Origin of the sequence: Gemmiger formicilis (genome assembly GCF_900167555.1) — a bacterium.
Taxonomy (GTDB): domain Bacteria; phylum Bacillota; class Clostridia; order Oscillospirales; family Ruminococcaceae; genus Gemmiger; species Gemmiger formicilis.
The window spans coordinates 1-13,352 of the sequence record NZ_FUYF01000014.1; the positions used below are offsets into that span (position 1 = coordinate 1).

Sequence of the window (13,352 nt, forward strand, 5' to 3'; positions counted from 1 at the left end):
CGGCAGACATTTGGATCTCAGTTCTCACTATACCTCCCATGCGAAGGACGGTACAGAGCGCAAAATCTCTGTTTACCGCTGCGAGGACTGCTCCGGCTGCCCTTACCGTACAGCCTGCTGCAAGGCTAAAGACAGCGAAAAGCGCAAAGAAATTTCTGTCTGCTGGGAATTTCGGAATCTGCGCAAGAATTCGTATCACAACATTACCACCGAGGAAGGAAAGTTGCTGCGCTGCAACCGTTCCATTCAGGCAGAGGGTGCCTTCGGACAGCTAAAGCACAATCGGAATTTCAAGCGTTTCCTTACCGGCGGCAAGGTCAAAGTGCTGGCGGAGCTTCTGTTTTTGGGGCTTTCCCAAAACATTGCTCACCTGCTGGCAAAGTGCAACAGTGGACTGCAAAATCTGCATTTGATTCAGCCTAAAGCATACCTGAATTTCTGATTCTTGAAGAATCGGAAAACAGGCTCCTCTGGAAAACAATCGTTATTCAGAAGGGCCTGTTTGAGTTATCTGTTTTTTGGAAATTAGGGGGTCTATGGCGAGTGTTTTTGTGCTTCTGGAAACATTTAACCGTAAAGGGGCTGCTGCACTTGGAAATTTTCCTTGTGCAACAGCCGCTTCGGAAAATTAAGGGAAGGCAAACGTAGAGCACTCGATCGGGTTGAATGAAATACTAATACAATATACAAGCAAGGGAAATCTTGTGATCGCTTATTTCATAAGGGTTTCCCTGCTTGTTACGCTACAAATACAATATGACCCTATCCTTATACGAATCAAGTAGTGCAAGAAAGAAGGAAATCTATTTATAAAGTTACTGGATTTTTTGTTCATTGGGCTTATCGCGGGATGGGCGGCTCTGGCTGCGGAAAAAACGGTGCCGCAGCGGTCCGAAGGGGTAACGTGAGCGAAAGCGAACGTTAGCAAGCATTGCATGTGTTTATACACACAAGCATATCAGGGACACCCTGAAACCCATTCTCAAAGGAATATCCATCAACAATTTCGAAAATGGTGCAGCTATACTATGGATAATCGATGCATCTATGCAGGACTTTAATAGAGTACTGGATAGAATAAAAAAATAAAATCATCGTATTGCGACGGGGAAAAGACCGCCATTGATATCGGCAAAAACAGAAAATAAATGAATAAGACTTAGATTTTTTGCCGATAATGTGCTATACTATATTGCGCGGTCTGTCCGGAATTATTGCGCTATAGGCAAAATTCATGGGACAATTCTTGCCGGAAAGACTTGGAAAATCCCGGAAACAGCGGAAAAGCCAAAACGCAAGAACGCAAAAATAAAAAACGACCTGCTGTCTGTTCTGCGGGAGGAAAAAAGGAAGCAGAGGAAGGGCGGAATCTACCACAAAGTTCAAATCGATTTGACGTACAATTCCAATCATATCGAGGGAAGTCGCCTGACGCATGAACAGACCCGCTATATTTTTGAGACGAATACAATTGGAATGGAAAATAGTGTGGTGAATGTTGATGACACTATAGAAACCACCAACCACTTTCGATGCGTTGATTTTGTTATTGAAAACGCGATGCAGCCGTTATCAGAGACATTCCTCAAACGGCTGCATTTCACATTGAAAAATGGGACAAGTGACTCCAGAAAAGACTGGTTTGCGGTCGGTGAATATAAGCGCGTACCGAACGAAGTTGGCGGGCGTGCCATAGCTGAGCCGGAAGAGGTAGCGTCTCAGATCAAAGCCTTGTTGGCTGCGTATAATGGATCCAAAACGCATTCTCTGGAACAAATTGTGGCATTTCACCATGACTTCGAATGTATTCACCCGTTTCAAGACGGGAATGGGCGTGTAGGGCGGCTGATCCTTTTTAAAGAGTGCCTGAAAAACAATATTGTACCGTTTATTATAGAAGATGATTCAAAACTGTACTATTATCGCGGCCTGCACGAATGGAATCAAGAACATGGGTATCTGATGGATACCTGCCTTGCAGCACAAGATCGGTTCAAAGCGTATTTGGACTATTTCAGGATTCCATATTCCGAGTGAGTTCTTCCCGCAGCTCCCGCTTATACTTGTAATACGTATTCCGTGCGATGCCAATCAGCTTGATGCAGTCGGCATCAGTGAGAGTTCCATCGAAATCACGGCTGTATTTTTTGATCTGCTCCTTACAGGGGGCAGATTTTTTTATGGTAAGCTTTCGCCCCGGTGTCTGGCCAATCTGCTTGCCGTTCAGGCGCGCCGTCAGGATGCCCTCGCGGGTACGCTGGTGCAGGTCGTCCACCTCTTTCTGTGCCTGGGCAAAGGCAAGACGAATCTGCTCCTTGGCAAGGTCGGCGGTGTAGCGGTTCAATGCGTCCATAATGCCGGAAACAAAACGGTCCGTTGCGGCGCTGCCGGTCTCCGGCGAGGAACTGACCTGCCGCTGCAAAGCCTGCTTGTAGGTGTCCGTATTGATGTGCGGCTCCTTCAAAAAGCAGAGCGTCACACCGCGGTTGTACAGTGTTTCATAGAGTGCACAGCCTTCCTCGGCGCTGCGGCTCATGCGGGAAACACTGTCAAACACAATGGTATCCCCGGGCTGTACACAGTGCAGCAGCTTGTCCAGCTCCTGCCGTCCGCGGCAGGCCGTTCCGGTATAGACCTCGCGGACGATATGCGCCGCAGGGTAGGCAGCGGCAATGTTGCGCACCTGGCGTTCGATATTTTGCTGCGGTGTGGAAATGCGGCAGTAGCCGTACACGGGCATGGTGGTATCACTCCTGACGTTCGGTTAATTTGATACGATCATTATACCGTGCAAACCGGATGTCTGTCAATGAGATTTGATACTTTTTTCTATAACCTTACTTTTGCTACTACCTTCCCAAATAAACAGGCGGCATATAAATATAGAGTCGAAATGAACAGGATATTAGGTCATGATGACATAATATCTCGCCAGGAAAGAGGCCCGACGCAAAAGCAGTTTTCCGAGCGCACGGGCATCGCACAGACGGATATAAGCAAGCCGGAGTGCGGAAACGCAAACCCGTCTCTGCGCACGCGGCACTAAAAATAAAGCAGCAGGAACTGTCCGGACAGTTCCTGCTGTTCTATTTTTCCAGCAAGTCCTCCATCGCGCAGCCAAGCACTTTGGAAATCTTATACAACCTCTCCGCGCTTGCCTTGTTGATATAGATGCCGTCTGTCTCATCGTCCATCATTTCCAGATAGGTTTGATACTCTATGATTTTTTCCGAGCCGTGAAACAGGGTAATTTTCTTTTCCATATTGCCGCCCTCCTTTTTTATAAGTATATCACCATGGTGATACAAAAGAAGGCGGCGAAAAAGATATTATGTCACCATGTCATAATATCTCCCCCGAACCATCGATACACCGTACTATCGTTTACCCCATCAGCACCCCGAAATCCGGGGTATAGGTCAGATCCTGCGCCAGCTCCGGCTCACGCAGGAACATCATCATATAGATGGGGTAATAGGTGATTTTCTCCTTCACACTCACGTTTCCGCCGTGGAAAACAAACGCAGCCGGGATGTGGTAATCCGGGTTTGCCATCACGCCGGAAAGCGCATTATGCCGGGTGTAGTCTTTCCCGCTCTTGATTTCAAGGGGCAGCACATTGCCCTCGTGCTCGATGACGAAGTCCAGTTCTCCCTGCTTTTTGCTGTTGAAGTAGTACAGCGCATAGCCGTGGGCGGCCAGCTCCTGGGCGGCGGCGTTCTCAAACACTGCGCCGAAGTTGATGTTCTTTTCGCCGTTCAGCAGCGCCAGCTGGATGCCGTTGGCGTAGGTGGCCGCCAGCAGCCCCACATCGCAGAGGAACAGCTTGAACAGGTTGCTCTGCCGATTCAGCCGCAGCGGCAGCGTCGGTTCCTCCACGTTGTAGGTCTGCAGCGCCACGCCTGCATTGGCCAGCCACAGAAAACTATTGTGGTAGCGGCTTAACTTAAAGTCCTGATGCAGGTCCTTTAAAATAAACCGCTTGTTCTTGGCGTTCAGCTCGCTTGGGATCAGGTCAAAAATATCCTCGAGATAGAGCTTTTCCTTCGGGTCATAGCGGGCAATATCCTTTTTGTACAGCGTCAGAATGGACTGCTGCACCTGGGCGACTTCATACAGATTATGCGTTTGCAGGTAGCAAGCCACAGCCGCCGGCATACCACCCACGATCAAGTACAGGCGGAAAAGCTCCATCATCTTCTGATGCACCAGCGGGTCAACTTCCTGCTTTTTGTCATAGCAGCTGCGCAGATGGTCAAAGATGCGATCCGACACGCCGTTGGCGCGGGCAAATTCCTCTATATCCATCGGGAACATTTCCAGTACGTCAAGATAGCCGACCGGTGCGCTGCGAATGTCTTTAAGCTCCACGCCCAGCAGCGACCCGCTTAAAATATAGCGGTAGCTGCCTTCCTCCACCAAAAACTTGATGGCGGTCACGATTTCCTTGCACTCCTGCACTTCATCCAAAAAGATAAGCGTCTTGCCGGGGACCAGCTTTTCCCCCACCAGCGCAGAGAGCCGCAGCAGGAAATCGCTGCTGTCGGTGGCTGTTTCAAACAGCTGCCGCGCGGCTGTGTTTTCCAAAAAATTCAGTTCCACAAAATTCGGGAAGGCTTCCTGCCCCTGCTGGCGGATCAGGGTCGTTTTGCCGACCTGCCGCGCCCCTGTAACAAGCAGCGCCTTGTGCGTATTGCTCTGCAAAAAAACCTGTATCTTTTTCGCAGCGGTTCGTTGTAACGTACTATTGCTGCTGTTTTCCATGCCGGATGCCCCCCTAGAAAAATCGTTTTGTCCGTTTACGCAACATATTTGTCTGCTGTTTTGTCCTGTTTTCGTTTATAGTTACCGCAAATGGGGAGATATTATGTCATCATGACATAATATCTCCCCTGCGTTTTATAATTTAATATGCTGCACCGTATTTTCCGCTTTCCAGCTCCAGCAAAAACTTATACAGCGGTACGGCCTCGATGGTCACGCCGTCCTCGATGATGGTTTCTTCTTCCTCGTAGGTCACGATGACGAGCCGCGCGGCCCCCTGCGAATTCTGCGCCAGCTTTTTCAGGTTGCCGACTTCGCGTTCGCGGGCATCCCCGGCAATGGAATAGGCTGCCTGTACGGCCAGACCGATGGAGGGCACATAGAAATCAATGTCGATTCCCGTCTTTGCGGATTTCAGATAATACACATCGCCCGGATAGGCACGTGTAAGCGCTACAGCCACCATATTTTCCAGCTGCACCGACTCTTTCCGGTCCAGAAACAGGCTTACAATGCCGTTGTCGGAGAAATAAAACTTCGGGTAGCTCTCCTTCTCGACGAGGTTTGCGTAATAGTTCTGCAGATGGAACAGCAGATAGGCATCCTCCGCATAACGGATGTAGTCGGAGATCGTATCCTTGGCCAGCGATACATTGACGGCGCGCAGGGTCTTTTGCAGCTTGGAATAGGAAATCTCACTGCGGACGGACTCCGCTATTTTTTTTATCAGAATCTTTACCGCATAGTCGTTGCGGATGCTGTTCCGCGTGATGATGTCGCCCAGCAGCACTTTTTGGTAAACGCCTGAAATATACTCCCGCTTGGCCTTGTACAGCAGCGATTCCGGCAGGCCGCCGTATTGCAGATACTGCGCGCAGGCGGCGCGGATCTTCCCGTTTGTTTTGGTGCCCAGCAGTGCCGGTTCATCGTGGGGAACCTCGCAGGCGGTCAGGTACTCGCCGAAGGCATAGGGCGTAATATGCTTGGCAAAAAAGCGTCCGCCCAGCGTGGTTTCTATCTCTCGGCTCAGCATTTTGGCGTTGCTGCCCGTGATGTAGATGTGCTCCTTGGCGTCGGCCATGCGGCGGGCAAACTTCTCCCAGCCGTCAATGTTCTGCACCTCATCCAGAAAGAAATAGCCTTTTTTGTCGCTCATCTCGCTCTGCACCGACAGCAGGTCGTTGAAGTCTGCAACGGTGAACTCGGAAAGGCGCTCGTCCTCAAAGTTGATGTAGATGATCTGTTCCCAGTCCACACCGGACGCCACCAGATCCAGCACGATTTTATACAGCAGCGTGGATTTTCCCGCGCGGCGCAGACCCACCAGCACATAATTGCCGTTTTCCTCAAATTCGTAGTCGCGCGGCACGATTTGAAAATCACGGATAAATTCATGTTGGTCGTAGATGACGGATTTTAAAAGTGCATGGTTCATAGCGTGTGCCTCCGAGGAACGCAGCTTGTTTTGTCAAGTATAGTTTATCATATTCTTGCGTTTTTGTCGAGTATAGTTGACAATATTACATTGCGCTTGTAAATTATACTAAGTTCCGTCACAAACAGCGCTTCCCCTGACGCACGTTCCATAGCAGCACCGTTCCAAAGCTGCATCGCCCCGCGGCTGTTCTTATTTTTGACGCTCTCAAACAGGTGTGCCCGGCATTGCCGCCCCGGTAAAGAAAAGCCGCAAAGGCCGTTATTCAGTGTCCCAGCGTTTTCAGCACACTTGTCACGTCATCGATCTGCGTGGCAAACTCTGCCTTTAAATCGGCAGGCGCAATGCGCATCAGATAGGGGTGCGCCGCCGCACGGAGCATGGGGGCATCGTTGTAGCTGTCACCGAAGGCGTATGTGTTTTCCTGCGGGATACCGAAATGCGCGCACAGCAGATGCAGCCCCTTATCCTTGCCCGCTGCGGTGAAATCCAGCCAGTGCTCGCCCGTGATGGCGGCACCGATGCGGTCTTGCCAGAGGGGCAGGATTTCCTTGGCCGGAATGTTCATATCCCCTGCGGAGATGGCGGAAATTTGGGTCACATCTCCTTTTACCTCGCTGAAGTCCTTCACAATACGGCAGTTCCCGAACTCAACGCCCACCGCGTCCAGATTCGCTTGGGCGGCAGCGGTTGGCACAAAATAATAGCGGCCTGTCGTAGTGCAGGCACGGGATACACAGTCCGTGCGCGTTCCCAGATAGGCGACCAGCTCGGCGCAAAGCGCCCGCGGCATGGGTATCGTATGCAGCAGCTCACGGCCATAGCAGACATAGGCGGCATTCTCGGACATATAGGCAATTTTGTCCGCCACGGGGGCAAACAACTCCCGCAAGGCGTCAAGGGGGCGGCCGCTGGCAGCACAGAACAACACCCCGCAGTCATGCAGGCGGCGTATCTCGTCAAACACGGCGCAGGACAGTTCGGTCTGCCCCTCCGGCAGCAGGGTGCCGTCCAGATCGCTGGCAACTAAGGTGTGAAACTGTATCATCCAAGTTCTTTCCTTTCCCGATTGGTCAATGCCATGCAATATGATGGCTGCACAGCGAAATCATTCCATACGCTCCACCAAAAAATCAATAAAGGCGGTGTAATCCCTGCACAGAAGGGCACCCTTCAAATTGTTGCTGTCCAGCAGAATCATGGACAGCGGCTCAAAAATATCGTAAAAAATCTTGCGGTCATTGGGGTTGAAGCTCAGCATGATCACAAGGTTGACAGCCGTGTCGTCCCAGCAGATGGGGGTGCGGCTGACATATACAGCCATACAGGTGCGCGGGCTGCACATTTTCAGCGTGTGGGGTATCGCAAACTGCCCGAACGCCGTGGACGAAATGCTCTCCCGTTCCATGACGGCGGCCTCGAACGCCGGGGTCGTGCAGCCCAGCGCCAGCAGGCGGCTGCACATGTGGTGGACTACTTCCTCCCGCGTAGTACAATGGGAGCCTGTTTCAAACAGCTCCGGCGTCAGGATAGCCGACAGGCTGCGGCGGAAGTTTTCACGCCGCGCCTGCGTGTTGATTTCCTCCACCTTGCGGTTCAGCGCCATAATGTCGGAGTTCGTCAAAAAAGGCGAGATAAGCACAAGCGGCATATCCAATACTCTGTGGGGCCGCACGGTGGAGATGACCAGCGCACTGCCGGTAAGCTGGTCAAGCAGGCTCTCTTTTGTAAATACGTTGGTAAGCAGGATTTTACCCTGCATGCGGCGGCTGATGCGGTCCGCAAGGCTGCTGTCCATATTGTAGTAGCTGGGGCAGTACAGTACGGCGGGCACACGGTTTGCCAGTTCCTTCTGCGTTTCCAGCGCACCGCCCAGATGCAGCGCGATGTAGGCAATCTCATCCTCATCGAGCGTGATGCCTGTCTTTTCGCGGATGATGCCCGAAAGCTGCACGGACACATCGTAAATCAGCGGGCAACTCTGGCGTATCTCACTGACCAGCGGATTCTTGCAGAAGCTCCTGTTCTGCGCGCGCACCAACAGATTGTGGGTATGCAGCGCAAAGCGGATGAAAAACTCCGGCTCGTCCAGATTGATGTCGTAAAAGTCCTTTACGGTGTTGATGAGCTGGTGTACAAGGTCGGTGCAGTCGCTGCCGATATAGTCAGCAATATTGTCGGGCGTGATGGCCGCATAGTCCAGCATCGAGGTACGGGAGACGAGCAGCAGCGCCATTTCATACTGTTCGGCTGCAGAGAAGCGAATGTTGAAATTACGGGCCAATCTCTCGGTCAGCTCCTGCGCAAGCCTTTCATTCTGCGGGTCCAGCGGGTGCATAGTACTGGGGGCTTCCGTGTAAACGCAGCCGTTCTGTACACGGTTTATGGCGATGGCAATGTGCAAAAGCAGATTCAGCAGTGAATAGTCATTGATGAAGTAGTGGTTTTCGTTCAGCACATCCATGACATCCGCGCGTATTTTTTCAATGTCAATGCTGGGAAATGCTGCCTGCAGGGAGTCCGTGCTTGTAAACGCGCTGGCGGATTCATGGTACAAAAGTCCGCTGAGCAGGCGGCGCTTGTTGCGCTCACTGCCCGTCAGTGTCACTGTGTCCCCGCTGACGGCAAGGCTCAGGTCGTATTCCCGCGTCAGGCGGCGCATCTTGCCCATCAGGCCGTGAAAGGTCGTTGCGCTGATATAAATTTCATCGCACAGGTCGTACAGGTTCAGGCTGCCGCCCTTCTGTACAAGGCGGTTCAAGATGTAGGTGCAGCGGTCCTGCGCGTTCTGGGGGATGTCGCTCGGGCTTTGGTGCAGCATCTGCTGCGCCATAGCGGGCGCAATGCGGTATCCTGTCGGCGTCGAGACGATGGCATCCTGGTATTGCGCATTGACTGCATTGATATAGTTATGTACCGTGCGCACCGATACCCCCAGCGAATTGGCAAGCTGGGTGGCGTTGAGCTGCTGGTTCTGATCCAGCAATGTCTGCACGAGCTGGTTTTGCTTGCTAGCTATGAACGGTGGGTCCTTTCGTTTCGTTGAATGTGTGGCATAAATCGGCTTTTTCTCTCCGGGCGGGGCGCTGCTGTAACTGCCGTATTGCAGGGTGGGGCACCCTGCCTTACTTTTATATTCATAGTATACCCCAACCCTGCCCCAAAAGAAAAGCGGCAATTTTCACAGGGGGTCTGCAAAAAGCCGTACAAAATGCCAAAAAGTATGCTTTTTCTGTTGCAAAAATCTGTAAAAGCTGCTTTTTTAAGCAGAGTGCACAACTTTGGTGTGCAATTATTTTGCACATTGACAGATTGCACCAACGGTGTGCAAAAGTCGGGTTGCACTATGCAAAAAATTGCAGTATGCTGAAAACACAGAAAGGGTCCTGGGTATGAAGACCCGCAAAAATATGAGGAATTTAACACGAAAGAGGTAAACAACTTATGAAAAAGCACAATGTTCTGCTCGTCTGCGGTTCCGGCGCATCTTCCGGCTTTATGGCTGCCAACATCCGCAAGGCTGCCGCAGCCCGCGGCCTGTCCATCACTGTCAATGCACGCAGCGAGTCCACTGTTGAGGATTATGTCGATGAGATCGACTGCCTGATGATCGGACCTCACCTCGCCTCTACCCTGCCCGAGATGGAGGAGATCTGCGAGGGTTATGATATCAAGGTCGGCGTCATTGAGCAGGCTGCCTACGCACGCCTGAACGGCGATGCTGCGCTGGATCAGATCCTTGCCATGTTCGGCGAGGCCTGATACTCTACGGTACCAAGCAAGGAAGCGGCCCTGCACTAAATAGTGCTGCCGACCATCGGCAGCATAAATGAGGAGGAAACCAATGGATAAACTCATTAAATGGCTCGAAAATTCTTTCGCGCCGAAACTGCAAAAGATCACGAACCTGACTTGGATCGTGGTCATCAAGGACTCGGTGATGCAGCTGCTGCCCTTCATTCTGGCAGGCTCTATCTTCTGCGTCGGCACCATCCTGAACGACTACATTCCCGCTCTGCCCAGCTTCTGGACTCCCTTCGGCTGGACGATGAGCAAAATCGGCCTGATGGCCTCCTTCCTGATCCCCTTTAACTACTGCGAGAAAAAGCGCTTCCGTAAGCAGCGCATCCTCGCGGGCTTCACGGGCATGATGCTCTTTATGATCTGCATCGACCCGCAGTCTGCTGAGGAAATGGGCCAGGGCCACTCCCTGTACGGTGCCAACGGTATGTTCGTTGCCATCTTCACCGGCATTATCGTTGGTCTGGTCTTTGGTGCGTTCGCTAAGTTCTCTTTCTTCAAAGAGGATTCCGCCATTCCCGACTTCGTTCGTCAGTGGTTTGACTCCCTGCTGCCCATCATGCTTGTGATCGCGGGCGGCTGGCTGATCGTTCAGGTCGCCGGTGTCGATGTTGCCGGTGCTGTGCAGGCCGTCTTTATGCCGCTGCAGAGTGCTTTGACTTCTCCTGTCGGCTTCGTGTTCTTCTTATTCCTGAAGTGCTTCATCTACTCCATGGGTATCTCCACTTGGGTGCTTACCCCTGTTGATGAGCCTGTCAAGCTGGCTGTTATCACCGCCAACCTTGAGCTGGTCGCTGCCGGTGTTGCCACCTACCAGAACCTGGGCATCTTTACCGAGACCTTCATGTTCTGCACCTATCTGTGGATCGGCGGTGTCGGCTGCACGCTGTCCCTCTGCCTGTTGATGATGGTTATCTGCAAGTCCAGCGAGCTGAAGGCCCTTGGCCGTGCCTGCATCGTGCCCGGCATCTTCAACATCAACGAGCCCATCATCTTCGGTGCCATCGCTTGGAACCCCCTGTTGATGCTGCCTATGTGGCTTCAGGGCATCATCCTTCCCATCGTGACCTACATCTTCACGAAGGTCATCCCGTTTGCCCCCATCCCGCGCATCCAGTTCGACCTGTGGTACTGCCCGTACCCCATCAGCACCTTTATCGCTACGCAGGGCAGCATCACCGGCGTGATCTTCGCCATCCTGACCTTTGTTCTCTCTGCCGTCATCTGGTTCCCGTTCCTGAAGGCCTATGACGACCAGAAGGTCAAGGAAGAGGCTGCCGCCATCAAGGCCTGATAGCCGCAAAACGCTTACAGGTGCCGCTTGATCTGTAAGTTGAAAGTGAAAAAAGTACCGTCCGGCCGGCTCTACTCGACCAGGCGGTATTTTCATCAGGGCGCAGTCACACAACATCCTATAAGTCACACGATTTAACCATAACGAATACAAAGGAGCATTTTTATGGAAGAGGAAAAGAGCCCGATGACGGGTATGACCCAGGAAGAAAAAGATGAATATGTCATGGGCAAGGCCATGGATATCATCATGGGCTCCGGTGACGCTCGCCTGCACGCCAGCAAGGCTATGGACCACATTGCCAAGGGTGAGCTGGACGAGGCCAAGGCTGAGCTGAAGGAGGCTGACAAGCTGCAGGCCGAGGCCCACAATGTTCAGACCGAGATGATCCAGGGCGACATTCGCGGCGGTGATGAGAAGATGGGCTACTATGTCCTGTTTGCCCACGCACAGGATACCCTTATGACGATCCAGGTCGAGATCAACATGACCAAGAGTATGCTGAAAATCGCCAAAAACTATGAAAAGCGTCTTGCTGACCTTGAGGCCAAGGTGCAGGGCTGATTTTTGACAAGGAGAATCTAAAATGGAAAAGATGAGCAAATACAACGGTATGCCGAAAGACTTCCTCTGGGGCGGCGCACTGGCCGCCAACCAGATGGAGGGCGCATGGAAAGAGGGCGGCAAGGGCTGGTGCCTGGCAGACATCAACCGCAGCCAGTATGACATCCCGCCGGACGAGCGCTACAACATGGAGATCGACACCGCATACATCAAGCGCGCCATGGAGGAGGACGACAAGTTCTACCCCAAACGCCGCGGCATCGACTTCTACCACACCTACAAGGAGGACATCAAGCTGCTGGCAGGCACCGGCATGAACAGCCTGCGCACCTCCATCAACTGGGCCCGTATCTTCCCCAACGGGGATGATGCCACGCCCAACGAGGAGGGCCTGAAGTTCTACGATGACCTCATCGACACGATCATTGCCAACGGCATGGAGCCGCTGATCACGGTCAGCCACTATGAGATGCCGCTGAATCTGGCCCTGAAATACAACGGCTGGGCCAGCCGCGAGGTCGTTGACTTCTTTGTGAAGTACTGCGAGGTGCTGTTCAAGCGCTACAAGGGCAAGGTCCATAAGTGGATTTTGGTCAACCAGATCAACCTCATCATCCACGAGAGCTTCAACCATCTGGGGATTGCCAGCGACAAGGTCGACAACCTGCTGGAGGCCAAGTATCAGGGCGTCCACAATGAGATGGTCGCCTGCGCCAAGGCCACCAAGATTGCCCATGAGATCGACCCCGCCAACGAGATCGGCATGATGTTCTGCTCCAACCTGACCTATCCCATCAGCCATCGCCCCGAGGATGTGTACTGGAATATGCGCCACAACCAGATGGAATATCTGTACGGCGACATCATGGTCCGCGGCTATTACCCCGGTTACGCCCTGCGCTATTACGATGAGCACAACATTCATATCAACTTCTACCCCGGCGACGAGGAGGCTCTGAAAGAGGGCACGGTCGATTTCGTATCGCTGAGCTACTACTACAGCCGCCTGTCCGGCGAGGAGCCGTATCTGCACTCTGAGCTGGGTCAGGTGCCGAACCCCGACATTCCGGCCAGCGACTGGGGCTGGGGCATTGACCCCCTCGGCCTGCGCATTGCGCTGAACGAGTACTGGGACCGCTACCAGAAGCCCCTCTACATCACCGAGAACGGCCTTGGCGCCTACGATAAGGTCGAGGCCGACGGCTCCATTCACGACCCGTACCGCATCGACTATCTGCGCAAGCATGTTGAACAGGTCATCGAGTCGGTCAAGGACGGCGTTGATGTGCGCGGTTACTATCCGTGGGGCCCCATTGACATCATCTCCTGCTCCTCCAGCGAGATCGAGAAGCGCTATGGCTTCATCTATGTCGACTACGACAACCAGTTTAACGGCACCGGCAAGCGCAGCCTGAAGGACAGCTACTACTGGTACAAGAAAGTTACCGCTTCTAACGGCGAGGACCTTGGCTAAGGAAGCTTTTTGACAAAAGC

12 protein-coding genes are annotated in these 13,352 nt (G+C 52.6%); 6 read left to right on the forward strand and 6 right to left on the reverse strand.

What is annotated here, in order from left to right; translation table 11 throughout:
• A partial coding sequence (locus B5D32_RS10815; protein ID WP_200805188.1) for a transposase occupies positions 1 to 442 on the forward strand: 442 nt, incomplete at its 5' end.
• Between the two features lie 737 nt (positions 443 to 1,179).
• On the forward strand, positions 1,180 to 2,037 hold the full coding sequence (locus B5D32_RS10820) for a Fic family protein (RefSeq protein ID WP_242943443.1): 858 nt from the start codon (positions 1,180 to 1,182) through the stop codon (positions 2,035 to 2,037).
• On the opposite strand, the gene B5D32_RS10825 is transcribed toward B5D32_RS10820, so the two are convergent.
• From B5D32_RS10825 to B5D32_RS10850, 6 genes are all read right to left on the reverse strand, one after another.
• Positions 2,015 to 2,740 (reverse strand): recombinase family protein, encoded by a 726-nt coding sequence (locus B5D32_RS10825; protein WP_078785037.1) that lies wholly within the window; start codon positions 2,738 to 2,740, stop codon positions 2,015 to 2,017. The genes B5D32_RS10820 and B5D32_RS10825 overlap by 23 nt on opposite strands.
• A gap of 346 nt (positions 2,741 to 3,086) precedes the next feature.
• Positions 3,087 to 3,263, reverse strand: a complete 177-nt coding sequence (locus tag B5D32_RS15225) for a hypothetical protein (RefSeq protein WP_159447027.1) — start codon at positions 3,261 to 3,263, stop codon at positions 3,087 to 3,089.
• 121 nt (positions 3,264 to 3,384) lie between these two features.
• The gene (locus B5D32_RS10835; RefSeq protein ID WP_242943444.1) at positions 3,385 to 4,704 is read right to left on the reverse strand and encodes an ATP-binding protein; all 1,320 of its coding nucleotides are present in this window, start codon (positions 4,702 to 4,704) and stop codon (positions 3,385 to 3,387) included.
• 202 nt (positions 4,705 to 4,906) lie between these two features.
• Positions 4,907 to 6,199 (reverse strand): ATP-binding protein, encoded by a 1,293-nt coding sequence (locus B5D32_RS10840; RefSeq protein ID WP_078785039.1) that lies wholly within the window; start codon positions 6,197 to 6,199, stop codon positions 4,907 to 4,909.
• Between the two features lie 265 nt (positions 6,200 to 6,464).
• Positions 6,465 to 7,247: an HAD hydrolase family protein gene (locus tag B5D32_RS10845; RefSeq protein ID WP_078785040.1), complete on the reverse strand. Its 783-nt coding sequence runs from the start codon at positions 7,245 to 7,247 to the stop codon at positions 6,465 to 6,467.
• A 60-nt stretch (positions 7,248 to 7,307) separates the two neighbouring features.
• On the reverse strand, positions 7,308 to 9,194 hold the full coding sequence (locus B5D32_RS10850) for a BglG family transcription antiterminator (protein ID WP_159447028.1): 1,887 nt from the start codon (positions 9,192 to 9,194) through the stop codon (positions 7,308 to 7,310).
• A gap of 449 nt (positions 9,195 to 9,643) precedes the next feature.
• On the opposite strand from B5D32_RS10850, the gene B5D32_RS10855 reads away from it, so the two are divergent.
• From B5D32_RS10855 to B5D32_RS10870, 4 genes are all read left to right on the forward strand, one after another.
• Positions 9,644 to 9,961, forward strand: a complete 318-nt coding sequence (locus tag B5D32_RS10855) for a PTS sugar transporter subunit IIB (protein ID WP_078785042.1) — start codon at positions 9,644 to 9,646, stop codon at positions 9,959 to 9,961.
• Between the two features lie 82 nt (positions 9,962 to 10,043).
• Positions 10,044 to 11,294 carry a PTS sugar transporter subunit IIC gene (locus tag B5D32_RS10860; protein ID WP_078785043.1) on the forward strand — a complete coding sequence of 417 codons (1,251 nt, stop codon included), beginning with the start codon at positions 10,044 to 10,046 and terminating at the stop codon, positions 11,292 to 11,294.
• Positions 11,295 to 11,459: 165 nt separating this feature from the next.
• Positions 11,460 to 11,858 carry a PTS lactose/cellobiose transporter subunit IIA gene (locus B5D32_RS10865; protein ID WP_242943445.1) on the forward strand — a complete coding sequence of 133 codons (399 nt, stop codon included), beginning with the start codon at positions 11,460 to 11,462 and terminating at the stop codon, positions 11,856 to 11,858.
• Positions 11,859 to 11,880: 22 nt separating this feature from the next.
• On the forward strand, positions 11,881 to 13,332 hold the full coding sequence (locus B5D32_RS10870) for a glycoside hydrolase family 1 protein (protein ID WP_200805189.1): 1,452 nt from the start codon (positions 11,881 to 11,883) through the stop codon (positions 13,330 to 13,332).
• Positions 13,333 to 13,352 lie beyond the last annotated feature (20 nt).

Bases quoted from the DNA above. Each gene is read 5' to 3' on its own strand.
- B5D32_RS10855 (WP_078785042.1), top strand. From the start codon at position 9,644: ATGAAAAAGCACAATGTTCTGCTCGTCTGCGGTTCCGGCGCATCTTCC.
- B5D32_RS10870 (WP_200805189.1), top strand. From the start codon at position 11,881: ATGGAAAAGATGAGCAAATACAACGGTATGCCGAAAGACTTCCTCTGG.
- B5D32_RS10865 (WP_242943445.1), top strand. From the start codon at position 11,460: ATGGAAGAGGAAAAGAGCCCGATGACGGGTATGACCCAGGAAGAAAAA.
- B5D32_RS15225 (WP_159447027.1), bottom strand. From the start codon at position 3,263: ATGGAAAAGAAAATTACCCTGTTTCACGGCTCGGAAAAAATCATAGAG.
- B5D32_RS10860 (WP_078785043.1), top strand. From the start codon at position 10,044: ATGGATAAACTCATTAAATGGCTCGAAAATTCTTTCGCGCCGAAACTG.
- B5D32_RS10825 (WP_078785037.1), bottom strand. From the start codon at position 2,740: ATGCCCGTGTACGGCTACTGCCGCATTTCCACACCGCAGCAAAATATC.
- B5D32_RS10845 (WP_078785040.1), bottom strand. From the start codon at position 7,247: ATGATACAGTTTCACACCTTAGTTGCCAGCGATCTGGACGGCACCCTG.
- B5D32_RS10840 (WP_078785039.1), bottom strand. From the start codon at position 6,199: ATGAACCATGCACTTTTAAAATCCGTCATCTACGACCAACATGAATTT.